This is a genomic window from Winogradskyella sp. PG-2 (assembly GCF_000828715.1).
In the GTDB taxonomy this organism is placed as follows: Bacteria; Bacteroidota; Bacteroidia; order Flavobacteriales; family Flavobacteriaceae; genus Winogradskyella.
Genome location: NZ_AP014583.1, coordinates 2,113,193 through 2,135,603, shown reverse-complemented (window position 1 = coordinate 2,135,603; position 22,411 = coordinate 2,113,193). Strand labels below are relative to the sequence as shown.

20 protein-coding genes are annotated in these 22,411 nt (G+C 32.3%); 9 read left to right on the top strand and 11 right to left on the bottom strand.

The window, feature by feature from the left end; translation table 11 throughout:
* Positions 1-22: 22 nt before the first annotated feature.
* Genes WPG_RS09430 through mraZ form a run of 3 tightly spaced genes read right to left on the bottom strand, consistent with a single transcriptional unit; the run spans position 23 to position 1,696 of the window.
* Entirely contained in the window at positions 23-346 is a 324-nt protein-coding gene (locus tag WPG_RS09430; RefSeq protein WP_045471742.1) for an FtsL-like putative cell division protein, read from the bottom strand.
* Entirely contained in the window at positions 343-1,239 is an 897-nt protein-coding gene (gene rsmH, locus WPG_RS09425) for a 16S rRNA (cytosine(1402)-N(4))-methyltransferase RsmH (RefSeq protein WP_045475398.1), read from the bottom strand. The genes WPG_RS09430 and rsmH overlap by 4 nt, the downstream gene beginning before the upstream one ends.
* The gene (gene mraZ / locus WPG_RS09420; protein ID WP_045471740.1) at positions 1,226-1,696 is read right to left on the bottom strand and encodes a division/cell wall cluster transcriptional repressor MraZ; all 471 of its coding nucleotides are present in this window, start codon (positions 1,694-1,696) and stop codon (positions 1,226-1,228) included. The genes rsmH and mraZ overlap by 14 nt, the downstream gene beginning before the upstream one ends.
* A gap of 281 nt (positions 1,697-1,977) precedes the next feature.
* Here mraZ and WPG_RS09415 point away from each other — a divergent pair, with 281 nt between their 5' ends.
* Positions 1,978-2,742: an alpha/beta fold hydrolase gene (locus WPG_RS09415; RefSeq protein WP_045471738.1), complete on the top strand. Its 765-nt coding sequence runs from the start codon at positions 1,978-1,980 to the stop codon at positions 2,740-2,742.
* A 71-nt stretch (positions 2,743-2,813) separates the two neighbouring features.
* Entirely contained in the window at positions 2,814-3,428 is a 615-nt protein-coding gene (yihA, locus tag WPG_RS09410) for a ribosome biogenesis GTP-binding protein YihA/YsxC (RefSeq protein ID WP_045471735.1), read from the top strand.
* A 5-nt stretch (positions 3,429-3,433) separates the two neighbouring features.
* Here the strand turns inward: yihA and WPG_RS09405 are convergent, their stop codons facing one another.
* A complete protein-coding gene (locus WPG_RS09405) occupies positions 3,434-4,528 on the bottom strand; it encodes an ABC transporter permease (protein WP_045471732.1) in 1,095 nt (364 codons plus the stop codon).
* Positions 4,529-4,536: 8 nt separating this feature from the next.
* Entirely contained in the window at positions 4,537-6,711 is a 2,175-nt protein-coding gene (locus WPG_RS09400) for a carboxy terminal-processing peptidase (RefSeq protein ID WP_045471729.1), read from the bottom strand.
* Positions 6,712-6,880: 169 nt separating this feature from the next.
* On the opposite strand from WPG_RS09400, the gene surE reads away from it, so the two are divergent.
* The 5 genes from surE to WPG_RS09375 are packed head-to-tail and all read left to right on the top strand — an operon-like array spanning position 6,881 to position 11,614.
* A complete protein-coding gene (surE, locus tag WPG_RS09395) occupies positions 6,881-7,654 on the top strand; it encodes a 5'/3'-nucleotidase SurE (protein WP_045471726.1) in 774 nt (257 codons plus the stop codon).
* A complete protein-coding gene (locus tag WPG_RS09390; RefSeq protein ID WP_045471723.1) occupies positions 7,647-7,934 on the top strand; it encodes a hypothetical protein in 288 nt (95 codons plus the stop codon). Before surE ends, WPG_RS09390 begins: the two co-directional genes overlap by 8 nt.
* Positions 7,934-9,043, top strand: a complete 1,110-nt coding sequence (gene lpxB / locus WPG_RS09385; RefSeq protein ID WP_045471720.1) for a lipid-A-disaccharide synthase — start codon at positions 7,934-7,936, stop codon at positions 9,041-9,043. Before WPG_RS09390 ends, lpxB begins: the two co-directional genes overlap by 1 nt.
* A gap of 1 nt (position 9,044) precedes the next feature.
* On the top strand, positions 9,045-9,554 hold the full coding sequence (locus WPG_RS09380; protein WP_045475396.1) for a C40 family peptidase: 510 nt from the start codon (positions 9,045-9,047) through the stop codon (positions 9,552-9,554).
* Between the two features lie 29 nt (positions 9,555-9,583).
* The gene (locus tag WPG_RS09375; RefSeq protein WP_045471718.1) at positions 9,584-11,614 is read left to right on the top strand and encodes a ComEC/Rec2 family competence protein; all 2,031 of its coding nucleotides are present in this window, start codon (positions 9,584-9,586) and stop codon (positions 11,612-11,614) included.
* 5 nt (positions 11,615-11,619) lie between these two features.
* On the opposite strand, the gene WPG_RS09370 is transcribed toward WPG_RS09375, so the two are convergent.
* The 3 genes from WPG_RS09370 to WPG_RS09360 all read right to left on the bottom strand — a co-directional run bounded on the left by WPG_RS09370 (position 11,620) and on the right by WPG_RS09360 (position 16,125).
* Positions 11,620-12,126 (bottom strand): thioredoxin family protein, encoded by a 507-nt coding sequence (locus WPG_RS09370; RefSeq protein WP_231850163.1) that lies wholly within the window; start codon positions 12,124-12,126, stop codon positions 11,620-11,622.
* Positions 12,127-12,274: 148 nt separating this feature from the next.
* Positions 12,275-13,864, bottom strand: a complete 1,590-nt coding sequence (locus WPG_RS09365; protein ID WP_045471711.1) for a peptide MFS transporter — start codon at positions 13,862-13,864, stop codon at positions 12,275-12,277.
* 29 nt (positions 13,865-13,893) lie between these two features.
* Complete coding sequence (locus WPG_RS09360) at positions 13,894-16,125, bottom strand: S9 family peptidase (RefSeq protein ID WP_045471708.1); 2,232 nt, start codon at positions 16,123-16,125, stop codon at positions 13,894-13,896.
* Positions 16,126-16,364: 239 nt separating this feature from the next.
* Here WPG_RS09360 and WPG_RS09355 point away from each other — a divergent pair, with 239 nt between their 5' ends.
* Positions 16,365-17,666, top strand: coding sequence for a hydroxymethylglutaryl-CoA reductase, degradative (locus WPG_RS09355; RefSeq protein ID WP_045471705.1), 1,302 nt, complete (start codon positions 16,365-16,367; stop codon positions 17,664-17,666).
* 2 nt (positions 17,667-17,668) lie between these two features.
* The gene (locus tag WPG_RS09350; protein WP_045471702.1) at positions 17,669-18,592 is read left to right on the top strand and encodes a GYDIA family GHMP kinase; all 924 of its coding nucleotides are present in this window, start codon (positions 17,669-17,671) and stop codon (positions 18,590-18,592) included.
* A 55-nt stretch (positions 18,593-18,647) separates the two neighbouring features.
* Here WPG_RS09350 and WPG_RS09345 read toward each other — a convergent pair whose 3' ends face one another.
* The 3 genes from WPG_RS09345 to WPG_RS09335 all read right to left on the bottom strand — a co-directional run bounded on the left by WPG_RS09345 (position 18,648) and on the right by WPG_RS09335 (position 22,398).
* Positions 18,648-20,804 (bottom strand): SurA N-terminal domain-containing protein, encoded by a 2,157-nt coding sequence (locus WPG_RS09345; RefSeq protein ID WP_045471699.1) that lies wholly within the window; start codon positions 20,802-20,804, stop codon positions 18,648-18,650.
* Between the two features lie 106 nt (positions 20,805-20,910).
* Positions 20,911-22,200 (bottom strand): hemolysin family protein, encoded by a 1,290-nt coding sequence (locus WPG_RS09340; protein WP_045471696.1) that lies wholly within the window; start codon positions 22,198-22,200, stop codon positions 20,911-20,913.
* A gap of 3 nt (positions 22,201-22,203) precedes the next feature.
* Entirely contained in the window at positions 22,204-22,398 is a 195-nt protein-coding gene (locus WPG_RS09335; RefSeq protein ID WP_045471693.1) for a hypothetical protein, read from the bottom strand.
* Positions 22,399-22,411 lie beyond the last annotated feature (13 nt).

Sequence of the window (22,411 nt, the reverse complement as noted above, 5' to 3'; positions counted from 1 at the left end):
CAATTTCCTTTCTTAAAAAGTTTTATTTGTCTTCTGAGCTAACTACTCGAATTTTAGTTGGCGGAATTTCAGAGATTTTAATATCCTTTTCCGCCACTTTATTTATAATAGATGACTCCATTTTTAATCGCATTAATTTTGAACGACCATCTACAAATGCTGACCTCAACTCCTTAACTTCATTAGTCAGTTGTGCTATTTCATGTACTTTTTTATCAGCACTATGAGAACTAGCAATCATAACAATAGCTAATCCAGAAATAAAAAGGATAATGCGCCAGTTTTTGAATGAATCATCACTGATTAGAAACTTTCCACGTAATATGCTGTAGATACTTTTCTTCATATTTTTTCAGCAATTCGAAGTTTAGCACTTCGGGCTCTATTATTTACTTTTATTTCTTCTTGAGATGGTATTATAAGTCCACCTACTTTTTTTAGTGGAACTTCAAAATTTCCAAAGACATCACGCTCTGGCTCACCTTCAAATAATCCGTTTCTTATAAATCGCTTTACTAATCTATCCTCTAATGAGTGGTATGAGATAAAACTCAATCGCCCTTTTACTTTAAGAATTTCTGGCATTTGCTGTAACAACTCTTTCAATACTTCAATCTCCTGATTTACCTCAATCCGAATAGCTTGATAAATTTGAGCTAACACCTTATTTTCTTTCTTATGATTTAAAAACTGCTTTAAAACTGTTTTTAATTGCTCACTTGTTTTTATTTCAACTTTGGATCTTTCAGCAACTATTACTCTCGCCATTGCTGGTGCTTGTCGCAATTCTCCATATTGATAAAAAACGGCTCTTAATTGCTCTTCGTCATAATTATTTATAACCTCATATGCAGATAACGCACTATCTTGATTCATTCTCATGTCCAAGTTTGCTTCAAAACGTGTTGAAAAACCACGTTCCGCAACATCAAATTGATGAGACGATACCCCAAAGTCAGCTAAAACACCATCAACTTCCTTTACTCCATAAAATCTTAAGAACCTTTTTATATATCTGAAATTCTCATTAATGAGAACAAAACGATCATCGTCAATTTTATTTTCTAAAGCGTCTTTATCCTGGTCAAAAGCATATAGTTTACCATTTGGACCTAGCCTCGATAAAATCTCTCGGCTATGACCTCCACCACCAAAAGTGACATCTACATAAACACCGTCTGGTTTTATATCTAAACCACCGACTGTTTCTTTGAGTAAAACTGCATTATGATATTCCATGATTATCATCCTCTTGTCCCATTACCTCTTCTGCCAGATCTGCAAAATCTGAAGCTGCATCATCAATCGCTTTCTCGTATTTAGTCTTATCCCAGATCTCAATAATATTTACTGCAGAAGCCAAAACCACGGCTTTAGTAATTCCTGAAAAACCAATCAAATCCTTTGGAATTAATAATCGTCCTGCATTATCAACTTCTACTACTTTTACACCTGCCGTGAAACGTCTTATGAAGTCATTATTCTTTTTCTTGAAACGATTTAAAGTATTCACTTTAGCCATTAACGTATTCCACTCAGCCATTGGATACAGCTCTAAACACGGCTGAAAAACAGCACGTTTAAGAACAAAACCATCTTGCAATGCTGCCGATAACTGCTTTTTTAAGACAGCAGGAATCATCAGCCTTCCTTTGGCATCTGCTTTACACTCGTATGTTCCTATAAATGAATTCACGTATTGGTTTCCCACTTAAACGATTAAGATTCAAATATATTGAAAATTTTACCACATTTTACCACAGAATCCCACTTTTGTTAATAAGTTTTGAATTTCAATTTTTTATATTGTTAAAAACATCAATAAAATCAATGTGAATAGTGAAATTTCTAAGTGGTAATTATTAACAAAAGCTATTTTTATATTATCAATTTTTATCTCTTGAAAACTGATTGATATATTTTTTTTCAAAAGGATTTAGTTATATTTGTTTTTAACACAAAAGCATTAACTTGTAGATGGCACACCTTTTAAAAAAAGAAAAGGATTACAGATATATTGAAGTAGGAGAAGGCACACCAATCATTGTACTTCATGGTCTTATGGGTGGATTAAGTAATTTTGATGCTGTTACTTACTTTTTTAGCTCAAATGGATATAAGGTTATCATACCAGAGCTACCTATTTACACCATGTCATTAATTAAAACTAACGTTAAAAGTTTCGCTAATTACCTGAAAGCTTTTATTGAATTTAAAGGTTTAGATGATGTTATTTTATTAGGAAACTCTTTAGGTGGTCACATAGGCTTATATCACACAAAATTATATCCCGAAAAGGTTAAAGGTTTAATTATTACAGGTAGCTCAGGATTATATGAAAGCGCTATGGGAGGTGGTTATACTAAGCGTAGTGATTATGAGGTTATAAAAAAGAAAGCGCAAGATGTTTTTTACGACCCTGAAGTCGCTACAAAAGAAATTGTAGACGAAGTTTACGAGACTGTAAATGACCGTAATAAACTAATAAAAACCTTAGCTATTGCAAAAAGTGCCATTAGGCATAATATGGCAAAAGACTTACCTAAAATGCATACTCCAACTTGTATCATTTGGGGAAAAAATGATAATGTCACACCACCAGAAGTAGCAACTGAATTTCACGAACTTTTACCAGATTCTGATTTGTATTGGATTGACAAATGTGGACATGCTGCTATGATGGAACATCCAGAAGAATTTAATAAGATTTTAAATGCTTGGTTAGAAAAAAGAGAATTCTAGTTTTCTTAAAGCTCAATACAAATATTACATACGTTTAACTTAATAAGATTCTTGCTTTCGCAGGAGGTGACATGAAAATAAAATCTGCTGAATTTGTTATTAGTAATTCTGAAGTGGCTAAATGCCCTAAAAAAGACTTACCCGAATACGCCTTTATAGGGAGAAGTAATGTTGGAAAATCTTCATTAATAAACATGCTAACTGACCGTAAAAGTTTAGCAAAAACTTCTGGAAGACCAGGAAAAACTCAACTTATAAATCACTTTATCATAAATGACAGTTGGTACCTAGTAGATTTACCTGGTTACGGTTACGCAAGAGTTTCTAAGTCCTCAAAAAAGAAATTTCAGAAATTTATAACTAACTATTTTGAACAGCGTCGACAACTGGTTTCTGCATTTGTTTTAGTAGATATTAGACATAAGCCGCAACCCATAGATATAGAGTTTATGCAGTATTTGGGTGAAAGCGGAATCCCTTTTGGAATTATTTTTACTAAAGCTGATAAATTAAAACCACAAGCTATAGATAGACAAGTTGAAAATTATTGCCAAGAATTATTGAAGTTTTGGGAAGAACTACCGCCTTATTTTGTAACATCTTCTAGTAAGAAAATCGGACAAGAAGATGTTTTAAATTTTATAGAAGATACAAACAAAGAAATTGAACAACTTAAAGCTGAATAGATGCTTTAAGTTTTTACATCTAAAGCATCTCTCAATGCATTTCCCACCAGCATAAAAGCCATTACCAAAAGCATAATACAAAGTCCCGGAATTAAGGCTAAATATGGTTTTCCTAATATAATATAATTGTAATGATCTTTAATCATTGCTCCCCAACTTGCCATAGGTGGTTGCGCACCAATACCTAAGAAACTTAATCCACTTTCTATTAAAATTGCAGCTGCAAAATTAGCTGCCGAAATTACAATGAGTGGTCCAAAAATATTAGGTAAAATATGTTTAGTAACAATTCTGTAATCATTATAACCTAAAGCTCTTGCAGCAGTAATATATTGCATTTCTTTGGCACTTATAATCTGTCCACGAACCACTCTTGCCACTTCCACCCACATTGTTAGACCTACAGCAATAAACACTTGCCAAAATCCCTTTCCTAATGCTAATGTAATTGCTATTACCAATAGTAGTGTTGGGATTGACCATGTCATATTTATAATCCACATAATAAATGCGTCTATTTTTCCACCATAATAACCAGCTAGACTTCCCATAAGTAAACCTACGATTAACGAAATAAAAACAGCAACAAAACCAATGAAAAATGAAATACGAGAGCCTATTAAAATTCGACTTAAATAATCTCTTCCATATTTATCTGTTCCGAAAATAAAGCTTCTATTATCTATGTAAGACTTATAGTCTAAATCAGGAAATTGTGATAAATTAATCTGCTTCTCAAGACCTTTTAATCCATCAGAAGCATATTCAACATAATGAAAAATATTGTCTTTTACGCTGAAGGACTCTATCGGAATTTCAGTGTCAGTATTTTCTTTTCCAAAGAATAATTTTGAAAAAAAGTTTTGATTAGACTCTATATCAGATGGAATGGTTAGCATTTTTACTTCAAATCCTGGTGATTTAGAATGTATAGATAAATGCATTTGATTTGCATTTTTAGAAGCATCTGGAGCAAATAGGTACGCGAAAATTGAAATGAGACCAATACAAGCAATAATTCCTAAACTTAAAACGCCCCAAAAGTTCTTTTTAAACTTTTGAAGCGCTAAACTTGTTAGTGAATTATTTTGGTTTCCCATGAAATGTTTTAATTCTTCACGTTGGCTAATTTATTTTTAACAGCATAAGTCATCTTTAAATCATTAAGTACATTTAATGCCTCTTCAATGTATACATCTTTTGCTAAAGCGATATGCCAACGTTTACGTTTTTCTTTAAGTACTGAATCTTTTTTCATTAAATCCAACTCATACTGCAAAGAATTAAACGTTAGATTAGTTTTATATTCAGATAATTTCTCAAAACGCTTTGCCTCTTCTTCATTAAGCTCCATTCCCTTTTTATATTCATCATAGTTTAATGAATAAATCTCACGGTCTCTAATCTTTTTTATCCATTTAGCATTAGCGTCGATGAGTTTAAGTTGCTCATTAGCTGCCATACGTGCTTTACTCTTACTGATAGTAGCATCATAGTCAAAATAATTTCCCCAAAGCTCATAATCTACAGCATCTATCTTGTCCCATGGCAATGGATTTTCTTGATCTTTCTCACCAATATCGATGTAGCTATAACGGTCCGGAACTACAACATCACTTTTTACTCCTTCTAATTGCGTAGAGCCACCATTAATTCTATAGAATTTCTGAGTAGTAAATTTTAACGCTCCCATATCTCCATTAGAATTATTACGAACCATACGATTTAAATCTAATACATTCTGTACTGTCCCTTTACCATAAGTTTGTTGACTTCCAATAACAATAGCTCGTTTATAATCTTGCATTGCAGCAGCTAAAATTTCAGAAGCAGAAGCAGATAATTCATTCACCATAATCACTAATGGACCATCCCAAACAATTGATTTGTCTTTATCTTTTAACACTTCTTTAGGCTCACCTGTTGTTTTCACTTGCACTACAGGTCCTTCCTCGATAAATAATCCAGCAATATCTACAACAGTTTGTAAAGACCCTCCTCCATTATTTCTTAAGTCTAGGACTAGACCTTCCATACCAGCTTCTTTCAAACGAATAATTTCTTGCTTAATATCTGAAGCTGCATTTCGCTTCTTGTAGTCTTCAAAATTGATATAAAATTTAGGCAAATTAATAATACCGTATTTCTTATCATCTTTTATAACCGTTGATGATTTAGCATAAGTTTCTTCTAATTCAACAATATCACGTGTAATACTAATATCCTGAACAGTTCCATCAACTTTCTTAAGCGTTAATGTAACTATAGTACCCTTAGGTCCTTTTATAAATTTAATAGCGTCATCTAAACGCATGCCAACAACATTAACCCCTTCTTCTTCATTCTCTTGTCTTACCTTGAGAATTTGATCACCAACTTCTAATTTATTTTGTCTCCAAGCTGGTCCGCCACTAATAATTTCGTTAACCATTATGGCATCCATTTTCTTTTGTAACCTTGCTCCAATACCTTCAAAGTTACCAGACATTGCTACATCAAACCTATCTTTATCTTCTGGTGCGAAATAAAATGTATGTGGATCAAACTCTTCTACAATAGCATTAATATATACAGCAAACCAATCTTTGCGTTGTCTATCATCAATGAAATCATAAAGCTCGTCTAATGAGCGTTTAGTTGCTTCTCTAGATTCTTTTTCAACTTCCTTAACAGACTTTTTAACATTACCAACTGGCTTTTCGTTTTCAGCTGAAAATACACTTTCTGGTAGAATATTTGCTTCTAAATCAGAATCGCGTTGCGCTAAAGCATCATCATAATTAGCAATCGTTGAAAACTTAAGCTGTTGTCTCCAACGCTCTCTCATTTCACGTTTACTCTTCACGTAAGTTAATTTTTCATAATCAGAAGAATAATTTTCAGCCTTAGAAAAATCGAAAGACTTTTCTAAAATATCAGAGTAAATCTTCTTTGATTCAGCTATTCTTTCTAAAAGACGCTGATGCGTTATATTGAAAAACGTTAAGTCATACGCCTTAATTTGATCATCTAACTGACTTTTATAGGCTTCAAACTCCTTAATATCAGAAGCATAAAAATAACGTTTAAATGGATCTAACTGATTTAAATAATCTTCGAAAACATTAGCAGAAAAGTCATCATTTAAATCTTGCGGATTATAATGACCTTGATCCAAAACATAAGTAATTAGCTGTATTAGAAGCTTATCTTTATCTGGATCTTCAAATGTTTTATTTGTAAAACTACATGAGGCAAATGCTATTAACAATGCAAGTAGTAAGAACTTATAATTCCCTCTCATATTCTTTATATTTAATTCTTATTAAGTAGGTTTTCAATATTTCACTAAAATAGAAGAAAAAACCGTGCCACAAAAAATCATAGCTACTAATTTTATGTTAAAGGTGTTATTACCTCTAAATCGTAAGCTTTTTAGTACTTTTACATCACTTTTAAACCTATTTTTTTAAATGTCTAAACGTCCTTTAATTTTAGTTACCAATGATGATGGTATTACAGCACCAGGTATAAGAACCTTAATTTCGGTAATGAATACCATTGGAGATGTTGTCGTAGTTGCTCCTGACAGCCCACAAAGTGCTATGGGTCATGCTATTACCATTAACTCCACTTTACATATTGAAAAAGTAACCATAGATGGTAATCAACCCGAATACAGTTGCTCTGGCACACCAGCTGATTGTGTAAAATTAGCAGTTAATGAAATTTTAGAAAGAAGACCAGATATTTGTGTATCTGGTATTAACCATGGTTCAAATTCTTCTATTAATGTGATTTACTCAGGTACCATGAGTGCTGCACTCGAAGCTGGTATAGAAGGAATTCCTGCTGTTGGATTTTCACTATTAGACTATAACTGGAACGCAAATTTTGAACACTGCAAACCTTTTATAGAAACTATTACAAGACAAGTTTTAGAACACGGATTACATGATGGAGTTGTCTTAAATGTGAATCTTCCAAATCTTGAAAAGAAAGCTATAAAAGGCATAAAAATATGTAGACAAGCACGTGCTAATTGGAAAGAAGAGTTTGATAAACGTACCAATCCTATGGGACGTGATTATTATTGGTTAACTGGTAAGTTTGTTAATATGGATAATGGGGAAGACACAGATGAATGGGCTTTAGAAAACGGTTATGTCTCTGTTGTACCTGTACAATTTGATCTAACAGCACACCATGCCATACAAAATTTAAATACTTGGAAGTTGAATGAATAAAAAAGATATTTTAATTGGATTTGCCGTAGGTCTCATTGCTACAGTTTTTGGATTAGTTTTTGCGATTCAAATCTTTGGAAAATCTGATGATTGGGCTGAAGTTATTAATAATGCTGTTTCTCAAGGGTTTTTAACAAAACTAATGAGTATTGGAGCTTTATTAAATCTTGGTGCCTTTTTCTTATTTCTAAAGAAAAATAAAGATAATAGAGCTAAAGGTGTGCTTATTGCTACAATACTTGTGTTTATAACAACGATGATTATCAAATTCATGAATTAATGAAGTACTATATCATTGCTGGCGAAGCCTCTGGAGATTTGCATGGTTCTAACCTAATGAAAGCCTTGATTAAAGAAGATAACAAAGCTGATATTAGATTTTGGGGAGGAGACTTAATGCAAACTATTGGTGGTAAATTAGTAATGCATTACAAGGAGCGTCAGTTTATGGGTTTTGCTGAAGTGATTTTTAATCTTAGAAAAATCACCAAACATATAAAATTTTGTAAATCTGATATTGAAAATTTTCAACCAGATGTCATTATTTTTATAGACAACTCTGGTTTTAATCTTCGTATAGCTAAATGGGCAAAAGCCAAAAACTTTAGAACACATTATTACATATCACCACAAGTTTGGGCATCGAGAGCTGGTCGTGTTGAAAAAATTAAGCAAGTTGTTGATGCTATGTATGTTATCCTTCCCTTTGAAAAGGACTTCTACAAAACATATGATTACGATGTCCATTTTGTTGGCCATCCATTAATTGATGCTATCGCTGATCGACCACAAGTTGAAGAACATATATTTAGAAAAGAACATCACCTATCTGATAAACCCATTATTGCATTATTACCAGGCAGTCGGAAACAGGAGATTACAAAAATGCTTAGCGTTATGTTAAGCTTGGTTAATGATTTTAAGGATTATCAGTTTGTAATTGCTGGAGCACCTAGTCAGGATTTTAGTTTTTACCAAAGTTTTATAAAACAAGATCATGTAAGTTTTATCTCAAATAAAACCTATGATTTGCTGAGCATCTCTGCTGCAGCTTTGGTGACTTCTGGAACGGCAACATTAGAAACTGCCCTATTTAAAGTTCCACAGGTCGTTTGCTATAAAGCTAATGCAATTTCTTATATGATTGCAAAACGCATTATCACTTTAAAATATATTTCGCTTGTAAATTTAATAATGAATCGCGAGGTGGTGACAGAATTAATCCAAGGAGATTTAAATAAAAAACGTCTAAAAAAAGAATTGACAGTTATTTTAGATACTGAAAAACGTGAGCAGCTCTTTTTAGACTATTACGAATTAGAACAACAACTTGGTGGTAGAGGTGCTAGTGAAAATACTGCTAAGCTAATTTACAATGCTATTAAATAATATGAAGCGAATTATACCTATACTTGTTTTACTGATAATTGTAAGTAGTTGTAAATCAAAAAAAGCGTATTCAAGCAAAAAGAGGCAAACTCAAACAGTAAAAGTTAACACTAAAGCTAAACCATCTAAAGAAGCACAAAGCATAGTAAAATATGCTAAAACTTTCGATGGTACACGCTATAAATATGGTGGCACTTCTAAACGTGGTATGGATTGCTCTGGATTGATTTACACAAGCTTCAACAAACATAATATCAATGTACCAAGAACAACAGCCGATTTAAAAAGTGCTGGTTCTTGGATAGATATTAAAGAAGTAAATGTTGGTGACTTAGTATTTTTTGCTACTAAGAAAAATAGTAGAAAAGTGAATCATGTAGGTATAGTTACTAATATTGGGACTGGCAATGTTGAATTTATACATGCCTCAAGTAGTCGTGGTGTTATGGTGTCTTCTTTAGCTGAGCGTTATTGGTATTATGCTTTTGTACAGGCGAGACGTATTTTGTAATCTTTTTCTTATATTAGTGACTCATAATCATGAAGTTACTAAACTTTACCATCATAAAACTTACCATTTGTTTGGTTATCGGAATCATATTAGCTCACTATACTAATCTTGATTTTAAAACAGTTTTATACACTACAATTTGTACATCCATTTTACTAGGCATTTATTGGATATATCTGCGAAATAAAATATATCGACTACCCTTATTTGGACTCTTAACTTATCTATGTGTGATTGGAGTCGGAATGACTTCATATAATATTCAGAATAAAAAGTTGCAAACAAATCATTATACTAATCTCAATACATATGATGTTTATAATGCAATAACTTTTAAAATTAAAGAGCGACTAAAACCAGATAACTATAATGATAAATATATTGTTTCTATAAGCTCATATAATGACCAAGAAGCTTCTGGTAGATTGTTAATTAACATCAATAAGGATAGTTTGAATAAACCTTTAGCTGTAGATGACTTACTATTTGTGTCTTCTAAATTACAGGTCATTCAGAAACCTTTAAATCCACATCAGTTTGATTACTCAAAGTATTTAGAATTGAAACAAGTTTATCATCAATTGTATTTAAAACAGAGTGATTTACTTCTATTATCAAATTCAAAAAAAACAATTTATGGCTATGCTGACCAATTAAGAACAACTATCAACAAAGGACTAATTACTGCAGGTTTTAAAAATGATGTACTTAGTATTATGAATGCATTATTACTTGGTCAACGACAAAGCATAGATAAAACGATTTATAATAATTATGTGAATTCTGGTACGATTCATATTCTAGCAGTTTCAGGGTTGCATGTCGGAATACTACTCTGGATTCTCAACTTTCTATTTAAACCACTACTCCGTCTTAAGTATGGAAATTATTTAAGACCATTAATTTTAGTTGTTATTCTTTGGTCTTTTGCCGTAATTGCAGGTTTATCTCCTTCTGTGACTAGAGCTGTAGCTATGTTTAGCATTATCAGCATTGCGATGCACTTAAAACGTCCTACAAATATTTACAATACTCTAATTATTTCTGCATTTGGAATTCTATTATTTAAACCTACTTTTCTATTCGAAGTTGGTTTTCAGATGAGTTATTTGGCAGTCTTAGGTATCGTTAGTGTTCAACCTATTATTTATAAACTCTGGAAACCAAAATATCTTGTCACAGATAAATTATGGCAAATCTTTTCAGTGACTTTGGCTGCTCAAGCTGGAGTTGTTCCAATCAGTTTGTTTTATTTTCATCAGTTTCCAGGATTATTCTTTATCTCTAATATTGTTGTAATTCCTTTTTTAGGTCTAATCCTAGGTTTTGGTTTATTGGTAATTGCATTAGCACTTACGAATATGCTTCCGGATTTTATAGTTACAGCATACAGTTTTATTATTGAAAGCCTAAATGCATTTATAGCTTGGGTTGCGCAATTTGAAGGTTTTCTATTTCGAGATATTCCTTTTACGGTACTACAAGTGATATGTTCTTACTTTATAATTGTTGCTTTGGTACAAGTCTATAAATTCAAAAACTTCAAATGGGTTGCTTTGAGTTTAATTGGAATTATTTGTTTTCAAGGCATCACTTTTTATAATGCACACAATGTTCAAGGTGATGCATTTGTTGTTTTTAATAAAAGTAAGTACTCAATGATTGGGCAAAAGCATAATGAAGGGTTACAAATACATCATAATCTAGATTCGCTAAGGCAAAATACAGATAATGTTATAACTAATTATAAGGTTGGTGAATCTATTGAGAATATTGAAATAGACAGTCTACAATCCATTTATCAGTTTAACAATAAAAACATTTTAATTATTGATAGTTTAGGTGTTTATAAAGGGCTTTCGTTTCAGCCCAACTATATTCTACTGAGAAATTCCCCAAGGCTAAACATCAATAGAGTTATTGACAGCCTAAAGCCAGAACTTATTATAGCAGATGCAAGTAATTATAAATCTTATGTAAAACGTTGGAAAGCCACTTGCGAGCATAAAAAAATCCCTTTTCATTATACTTATGAAAAGGGAGCCTTTATTATAGATTAAAATCTTTATTCTTTAAATGTACCTTTAAAGGATTTGTAGTATTCGTTGAATTGCTCTGGCGTAGTCATTTCTTTGTATTTATCGCTTTTAAACAATTTTAAATACAACTCTAGTTGTTGTGGTTTTAAATACCCGGTCACTGGAGTAATAAAATTTGCTTCTTCATCAAAAAACGCCATAGTTGGGTACGCTCTTATTTTAAGAACTCTTGTAAACTCATGAGCACTATTTCTACGATTTGCTTTGGTAGCATCGTAATTTGGATTCGCAAAAGTTTTATCCTTATAGGTCACTGATTGGTTTCCTTCACCATTAAACTTAACCGCATAGAAATGCTCGTTGACATAATTTGCTACATCTTCGTTCTGAAAGGTATTTTTATCTAGCATTTTGCATGGCCCACACCAATTGGTATAAACATCCATCATAATTTTTTTAGGCGCTGTTTTTTGAAGCTCTATAGCCTCTTCTAAAGTCAACCAATTAATTTTTCCTTCTACTTCTTTTGTCATTGGTTTAAATGAAGCCAACAACACTATTAACAATAAATATCCTAATTTCCTCATGACTGATTTGTTGCAAAAATTATCTCGAACTTACAAAAAATGCTCCTTTTAAAGAGCATTTTAAGTTATTTTAACGGTTTAACCGCTCTTCTATTTAGTTTATTCCGTGCATTTTGCGTTTTAACATTGGGTTTAATAAAAACATTATTATAGCCGCAACAATTGGAATAATAGTAAATATTAAAAAGAATGTGGATAAACCATGTTCTTCCATTATTGGATCCATATAACTACCTGTAAATCCACCTAGTAAGTTAGCGAAGAAATTGGCTGTAAACCAAATACCAAACATCATACTTACTAATTTCACTGGAGCTAATTTACTTACATAAGATAAACCAACAGGAGATACACAAAGCTCGCCCATAGTATGTAAGAAATATGCAACTACTAAATACATTAAACTTACGGAAGCTGTCTTGGCTCCATCTGGAATGCCGGCAGATCCATAAGCAAGTGCAGCAAACCCTAAACCAACTAATAGTAAGCCTATCGCAAATTTAATAGGTCCTGAAGGGTTGAGCTTGCTTTCCCATATTTTAGAAAATAATGGCGCAAACAGAATAATAAATAATGAGTTTAAAACTGAAAACCATGATGCAGGAACTTCAGTCGTATCTGATTGAAACTCTCTGTTCAACATCCAAATTACGATTCCCCATATAATTACAAAACTAGAAGCCAACAATATATTTGCTAAAGCATACTTTTTAAACGTTTGTTTAAATAACATTGCCAACACCCATGTTATAACTATCATTGGCACTATCGTTATTACTGTATTTACAATTTTAAAAGTTGTAGCTGCACCACCTTCTAAAGCTCTATCTGTATAATCAGCCGCAAAAATTGTCATAGAACCACCTGCTTGCTCAAATGCCCACCAAAAGAAGACTACGAAAAGAGAGAATATACCTATAACGAATAATCTATCTCTTACCACCTTAGAACTCTCAGCTTCTTCAATTACATCTTCAACGTTGTCTTCAATTTTCTCAATACTATCTTCAATGACATCATCAAAATCTTCAGTTTGTTTTGGTGACAATCCTATTTTCCCGAAAATACTTTGAGTAAAATAAAACTGCAGCATTCCTAAAAACATAAAAATTCCAGCAAGTCCAAAACCATAATGCCAACCTACTTTTTCTCCTACATAACCACATAAAAGAATACCCAAAAAGGCTCCAGCATTAATACCCATATAAAAAATGGTATAACCTGCATCCTTTTCTTTTCCTTGTGATTTATATAATTGACCAACCATAGAAGAGATGTTCGGTTTAAAGAATCCGTTTCCAATAATCAAAAATGAAAGTCCTGCATAAAAGAAAATCGAAGTCATTCCTTCTAAGGCCATAGCCGCATGTCCTAACGTCATAATAAAAGCACCGACTACTACTGCTCTTCGATAACCCATAAATTTATCTGCAATGAAACCACCTATGATTGGTGTGATATAAACTAAACCTGTATACCATCCATAAAGCACTAATGCGTCAGCTCTAGTCCATTCCCAACCACCATCAAGTACAGTTGATACGAGAAATAAAACAAGTAAAGCTCGCATTCCATAATAAGAAAAACGCTCCCACATCTCTGTAAAGAAAAGTACAAATAGACCAGAAGGATGTCCTAAAACGGTCTTTTGGTTCTCTGCTGAACCTCCAAATTTAAATTCCATATAATTATATTTAGTTAGTTATTGTTAGTTTAACCTTTAATTTTAGATGTTTCTTCTGCTTCTACTTCAGCCTTCTCTAATTTATCACCTAAAGTTTTATTGATAAAATTAGTCATCTTTTTATATAAGTGTAAGCGTGTATTTCCGCCATAGATACCATGATTTTTATCTGGATAAATCATCCATTCAAATTGCTTATCTGCTTGAATCAATGCCTCAACCATACGCATAGTATTTTGTAAATGCACATTATCATCACCAGACCCATGGATCAACAAGAAATCTCCCTCTAATTTATCGACATGGTTAATCGGTGAATTTTCATCATATCCACTTGGATTTTCCTGTGGAGTCGTCATATAACGCTCTGTATAGATTGTATCATAAAACCTCCAACTTGTTACTGGTGCCACAGCAATTGCCATTTTAAAAACATCATTGCCTTTAAATAAAGCATTACTGCTCATAAAGCCTCCATAACTCCAGCCCCAAATTCCCATTCTAGTTTCATCAACATATGGTAAAGCTCCTAATTTTTTAGCTGCAGCAATTTGATCTTCAACTTCGTATTTACCTAATTCATTCTGTGTTACCTTTTTAAAATCAGCACCTTTAAAACCAGTACCTCTTCCATCTACACAAGCCACAATATAGCCTTGTTGTGCTAGCATTTGATACCAATAATCATTTGTTCCGTTCCAACGATTAGCGACTTGCTGTGAGCCTGGACCAGAGTATTGATACATAAATAATGGATATTGTTTATTCGCATCAAAATCTGCTGGTTTCACCATCCACATATTTAAATCATTTCCGTTTACATTAATGGTACTGAACTCTTTTTTAGAAGTCACAAAACTTCCAACTTTCTGAGCCAAACGATCATTATCTTTTATACCTTTTACAACGTTACCCGATTTAGAACTATTAAGCGTGTATTCTGGTGGAGTTGTTGCACTAGAATGTGTATTAATAAAATAAGTGAAGTCTGCACTAAATGAAGCACTATTAGTACCATCAGTTTTAGTTAATCGCTTTTTACTTTTACTATTTAACTTAACAGAATAGACATCTCTATTTATCGATCCGTTTTCTACAGACTGGTAATAAATGGTATTCTCTTTTTCGTTAAAACCATAATAGTTAGTCACTTCCCAGTCACCTTTAGTAACTTGATTAATTAAACTTCCATCATTATCATAATGATAGATATGATTATATCCATCTTTTTCACTTGTCCATATAAAGCTATTATCCTTTAGAAACGTTAAGTTAAAAGTCACATCAATATATGCCTTGTCTTTTTCAGCCAAAACTAAATTAGAAGAGTTAGTTTTTGTATTAATCATCCAAAGATCTAATTCATTCTGGTGACGGTTCATATACTGCGCACTAAGAACATTAGCGTCTTTAGTCCATTTTATTCTAGGAATGTAGAAGTCATTATAAGTCTTATCGACTTTTAGCTCTTGAGTTTTATCAGTACTTAAATCGTATAAATGCAGAGATACTTTAGAATTTGCTTCTCCAGCTTTAGGGTATTTAAATACTTGCTGTGTTTGATACAAACCTGAACCAAAAACATCCATTGAAAATTCTGGCACCTCAGATTCATCAAAACGAATAAATGCAATTTGATTGCCACTAGCATTCCAATCAAAAGCTCTTACGAAGCTAAATTCTTCTTCGTATACCCAATCCGTAATACCGTTGATGATTTTATTCTTTTCACCATCTTTAGTCACTTGTCTCACTTGTCCTGAAGCTAGGTCTTTAACATAAAGATTATTTTCAAATCCATAAGCTATCTTAGTTGCATCTGGAGATAATGTAGGTTCTTGAACCAAATCATCAGACACTTTCGTTAACGTTTTAGAGGCAATATCATATATGTAATACTCCCCAAGTGTTGAGCGTCTAAAAACTGGTTTAGAATTAGTTGTTAAGATCACCTTAGACTCATCTTCACTGAAGCTATAATCAAAAAAACCTTGAATCTCTTCTAAGTCTGAAGATGATACCAAGGTCTTTACTTTTTCTAAAGTTTTATAATCGTAAATGTCTATCGTTGCTGTTCTACTTTGCCTATCGAAATTTAAAACCGAATATTGTTTACCGTTTTTCATTGAATGCAAGGCTTGCATTCTTTCTATTCTAAACTCACCACTCCAAATATCTTGGAGTGAAATCTGTTTATCTTGACAATAAATTAATGAGGTTGTTAAAAATCCTACAATTGCAACAATGTGTCTTAATTTCATGTGTTTTTTTATTTCTATTTTAAAGTCACATGGAACATTCTCTTTAGCAGCATTTAACGTATGAAGGTTAAAAAATCAGAATGTTTCATCTATGTAATTTTTCAATATAGCAATGCCAAGTTTACTAAAAATTATGCAAAAAATAGGCATTATTAACAGTAAATCCGCAATTAATGATAGCTAATGCACACATTTTATGCCAATCCTAAGTATCTTTACACTTAAAATTTATAATAAATATGCCAAACGCTATTTCTGGCTTTTCTAAGCTAACAAAATCTGAAAAGATTGAATGGCTTTTAGACTCGTATTTCACTAATAAAGACAATGCTCGAACACTAGTAAAGCAGTATTGGAATTCAGATGAAAAACTACAAAAATTACACGATGAGTTCATCGAAAATACAATAACTAATTATTATTTACCACTGGGTGTCGCTCCTAACTTTTTAATAAATAATAAACTATTTACCATTCCTATGGCTATAGAAGAAAGTTCTGTAGTTGCGGCAGCTAGTAAGGCTGCAAAATTTTGGTATGACAGAGGTGGGTTTAAAGCTGAAGTAATCTCGACTGAAAAAATAGGCCAAGTTCACTTTATATTCAAAGGTGATTTTAAACAATTAGAAAGTTTTTTTGATACCATAAAACCAAAGTTAATCTCCTCAACTTCTCATATTACTAAAAATATGGAACGTCGTGGAGGAGGTATTTTAAATATTGAGTTACGAAATAAGTCTGAAGATTTAGACCACTATTACCAATTGCATGCTACGTTTGAAACTTTGGATGCTATGGGAGCAAATTTTATCAACTCTTGCTTAGAGCAATTTGCAAGTACGTTTAAAGCTGAAGCAGATATACATTTAGAAAACCCGCTAGATATAGTGATGAGTATTCTCTCAAATTATGTACCTAATTGCATTGTTAGAGCCGAAGTCTCATGTCCAATTTCTGACTTAAAAAGTAAAGATATTTCTGATCCTGGAATCTTTGCAGAGAAATTTAAACAAGCAATTAATATTGCAGAAGTTGAACCTTTTAGAGCTGTAACACACAACAAAGGCATTATGAATGGCATTGATGCAGTAGTATTAGCAACAGGAAATGATTTTAGAGCCGTTGAAGCTGGAGTCCATGCTTATGCTGCAAAAGACAATAAGTACTCTAGTCTAACTCATTGTTCTATTGAAAATGACACTTTTAAATTCTGGATTGAAATTCCATTAGCTTTAGGAACTGTAGGAGGTTTAACTAGTTTGCACCCTTTAGTAAAGTTTTCATTAGAAATGTTAGAAAAGCCAAAAGCAAAAGACTTGATGAAAATTGTTGCAGTTGCGGGATTGGCACAAAATTTTGGTGCCGTAAAGTCATTAACAACAACTGGCATTCAAGAAGGTCATATGAAGATGCATCTGATGAATATTTTAAATCAGTTTGAAGCAACAGCAGAAGAAAAATCAAAATTGGTAACGCATTTTAAAACCAATATAGTGACACATAGCGCTGTTGTTGAAGCTATTGAAAATCTAAGAAATTAAATTTGGGAACATTTAGAAGTAACGGTAAATTATTACTTACAGGAGAATATGTAGTCTTAGATGGTGCAAAAGCATTAGCTATCCCAACAAAATATGGGCAGAGTTTAAACATTGAAACTAATAATTTAAATACCATTGTCTGGAAAAGTCATAATGAATTAAATCAACTTTGGTTTGAAGATGAATTCTTAATAACTAAAGCTTCAAATAGTTTAAGCCTAAAAGCAAAAAACTTTACAGATATTTCTAAAAGATTAATTCAAATCTTAAAAGCAACATATGGTTTGAATCCCGAATTTTTAAATACTAAACAAGGTTATACAATTACAACTCACCAAGATTTTAATCGACTTTGGGGTTTGGGCACCTCATCAACACTTATCAATAACATTGCAGATTGGGCAAAAGTAGATGCATACAAGCTCTTAGAAAAAACATTTAAAGGTAGTGGTTATGATATTGCATGTGCTCAAAACAATACACCAATATCATATCAATTAAGATATAGTCAGAAACCATTAGTCGAAGCTAAAGAGTTTAATCCTAGTTTTAAATCACAACTTTACTTTGTATATCTTAATCAAAAACAAAATAGTAGAGATGGCATTTCAGCCTATAAAAAGAACGCTAAAATTACCAATGAAACTTTAGGCGAAATTAATATGATTACAGAGGCTATGACAACTTGTAATTCACTTTCTGAATTTGAAAAGCTTATTAACTCACATGAAAATATAATCTCCAATTTAATTCAACAAGAAACTATTAAGTCGCGACTTTTCAAGGATCATAATGGATCCATTAAAAGTTTAGGTGCTTGGGGCGGAGATTTTGTTTTAGTAACATCTGAAGATAACCCAACATCTTATTTTAATTCAAAAGGTTTTGATATTGTTATTCCGTATTCGGAAATGGTTCTAAACTAAAAGAGGCTTCACATTTCTGTAAAGCCTTCTTCCAAAATATATTTTAAAAGGTATATTAATAAACTGTCTTTGCTCTGTTATCTTCAATATCAGCAGCCTTCTCTAATGCTTGGTACACTTTAGTTTGTACTGCATTTCTTCGCTCAGTGCTTAATCTACTCATTATTGCAGAATAGTTATCTAGTTTAGTCGCTTCGTTGATTTTTGTCACCTCAACAACATAAACACCTTTATCACCGTCAATTGGTTTAGACGTTGCCCCTTCAGCTAATCCAAACACAGCTCCCACTACTTTAGGCTCAACACCTGCACCAGATAAAGTTGTATTCTTTAAAGTTACTGCAGATGCGGTTCTTGTACCTTGCCCTTGATTTTTAGATATATCTGCTAAGGTTGTCGCAGAAATCTTATCACGAATCATTTTCGCCTTCTTCTCTTTTCTTATTTCTGGTATAGCTGTTATAGAAGCATCTTCAACACTCATTAGCCCTTCTTCTTTTTTCTCGATTACTTTAGCTACAATAAACCCAAAATTAGATATTGCAAAATTTTTGTAATCACCAACATCAGTATCATCATCAAATGACCAACGTACTACTTCTCTTTGACTTCCTAAACCTGGTATATTCTCGTCCAATTCTTTAAATGTAATTGGCTTTACTGTTAATTCACGCTCTTGTGCCAATTCATTGAAATCAGCATCTTTAGCAGCTATTTCGAATTTAGACATTTTATTGAATACATCACTTAAGGTTTGGTCTGATGGCTCAATTTTATCAGCTATAGTTGCCAATTGCACTGTTTTACTAAAACTCTTTTGTTCTAATATTTCGATAACATGATAACCAAAAGATGTACCAACTACATCAACATCACCTATTTTATTATCGAAAGAAAAAGCTTTAAACTCTGGTGCCATACCTGCATTGTATGCAAACTCTATTTCACCATCACTTTCATTACTTACTTTATCAGAAGATAATTCTAATAAGTCCATAAATCGCTTTCCACTGTTAATTTGAGCTAAAATACTATCTGCAGTAGTTTTTGCTTGTTCTGGTGTTTTAGTAATAGATGCATCTGCTCTTTGTCCACCAGCAAAAGGAATTAAGATATGACGTACTTTCACTGAGTCTGGTAATTGCTTCGTTGCAATAACCTTAGATAAATTATAATATTCACCTTCTTTATAAGGGCCAAAATAATCACCGACACTCAACTTCATTAACGTGTCTTTTGCAACAGCTGGTAATTGTGCGGCTCTCCAAAATGAATTATCATATTTTACATCAGAATAAGAATTTACAAATTCCTCAACATCTTTAACATTGTTTAAACCCGGAATGGTGTCATTGAGTTTTGAAACTTTGTTATATTCTACTTTATCGTTTTTTAAATCTAGCAAGTCTGCTTTAATTTTATCTTCATCAGCTTTAGACGCCTCCTCTTTAAATTCAACATAAACTACTTCTCTAGAAGCATCCGCTTTGAATTTTTCTTCGTGGTCTTTCATGTAAGCTTTTATATCGCTTTTAGTCACCTCAACTAAACTATCTGCTATACTTGTATAAGGGACTTGTACATAACGAACATCTACAGTCTTAGAGTCACCAAAATAATCATCTTCAGCTTCAGCTATCGTTGTACCAACTCCAGCTTTTATCATATTGTAATACGTTTGTTGAACAGCATTTGCAGCAATTGTTTGCTCATTATTAGTCCAACTATCATAATTCACCAAGAAGTTTCCTAAAGGGGCTGTATCTGGATTAGCACCTTGTAAATCTTTTAAGTTAGCGATAAAACCGTTTAATTTATTTACATCAAAAAGACCATTCTCATCTTGAAATTCTGGATAAGAAGAAAAACTGGTCTTCAATAAATCTCTCATTTCATCTTTCTCTACAGACAATCCTAATTCGTCAAATTCTGATTGTAAAACAATTTTACGTAGCTCTTGATTATAAATCGCATTCATAGACTGTGTAGACGTCTGTCTTCCACCAGATCTATCCTGATAGTTTTTCACCTTTTGTTGAAAATCTGTACGATTAATATCTTTTCCATTAATAGTAGCAACAACATCTTGTGCACCACCAGTTAAGGCATCAGAATTTTTGAATAAATCACCAATTACAAATGAAAATAATGCTAATGCGATTACTAATATCAGTATCAGTGAACGTTGTCTAATTTTATTTAAAACTGCCATAGTCTTTTTATCTAGTCTTTATTTGGTATAAATAAGTCTGCGAAAATAGTATTTTCTAGTAAATAATAAAAGGAGAAGTGTAGTTTTTATAAGAGTTGATGGTATACTAATCTACTTCGAGTATTTTTAAAAGAACTACATCTATTTTTGTTGAAGATACCTCTGCGATTGTAAACTTAAAATTATCTATTTGCACATCTTCATTTTCTTGAGGAATTTCTTCAGTAGCATTAACAATTAGACCTCCTAAAGTTTCATAGTTTTCACTTTCCGGAAGATTTAGCTTGTAAGTTTCATTAATATAATCTACCTCTAGGCGTGCAGAAAATTTAAACGAACTTTCACTCGTTTGTTCTTCAATCATTTCTATAGTATCATGCTCATCTTCAATTTCTCCAAATAACTCTTCTATAATATCTTCAACAGTCATTATGCCGGAAGTTCCGCCATACTCATCTATAACTACAGCCATACTTCTACGTTTTTTAGTCAGAATATTCAGTACGTCTTTAACTAGTATAGTTTCTGGAACAAAACCAATCGGAATGATGATTGATTTTATTGTTTTAGGTTTTTTAAATAACTCAAATGCATGTACATAACCTAAGATATCATCAATATTATTTTTGTAAACAATAATTTTTGTCCTACCAGTTTCAATAAACAATTGACTTAAGTTTTCAATAGACTCAGAAATATCAACTGCAGTGATTTCTGTACGAGGTACCATAACTTCTCGTGCTTTCACTTCTGAAAATTCTAGCGCATTCTGAAAAATTTGAATCTCACTATCTACATCCTCATGGTCTTCAACAGATTCCATTTGTTCGCTTATATAATTCCCTAATTCAACTTTGGTCATAGCTAAAGCGACATCTTCTCCAGAAGCTTTAAATATATATTTTAAAACAGCATCGGAAATCCATAGTACAAAATCCGAAACCCAAGAAAAAATGATATAACATATGTATGTAGGTAAAGCTAAAACCTTCAATAATGTATTTGCATAGATTTGAAAGAATACTTTAGGTAAAAACTCCGCAGTTACCAGAATAACAAGAGTAGAGATTACGGTTTGAGTTAAAAGCTGCCAATCATCTAACAAAAATATAAGCACACTATTATCTGAAGGTAAAATGGATTGAAACCATTGCACCAAGACATCACCCATTTTAAAACCATAAATAACTAAGGCTATATTATTACCAATAAGCATAGTAGCAATATATTTAGATGGTTTTGCTGTAAGTTTATCTAGAATTCTCCCTAAAAAATCACCTTGTTTCTTCTCTAATTCTATATGAATTTTATTGGATGAAACATAAGCTATTTCCATACCCGAAAAAAAGGCAGAAAGTATCAGTGTAGTTATAATAATGATTATATCTACAGTCATGTATTACTGTTGGTTTCTGTCTTCAAACTTTTTTCTGAAACGTTTTCTGAAGAAAAACATGAAAATTGCAAGCGCTACAAAAAGTAACGACATATAAGAACGACTTCTTTCAATTGACCAATTAGATATAGCATCCCAAAGAAAAAGTGCCGCAAAAATTAAATACACATATTGAAATAGACCTAGTAATTGTTTCATGGGAAATAAAAAT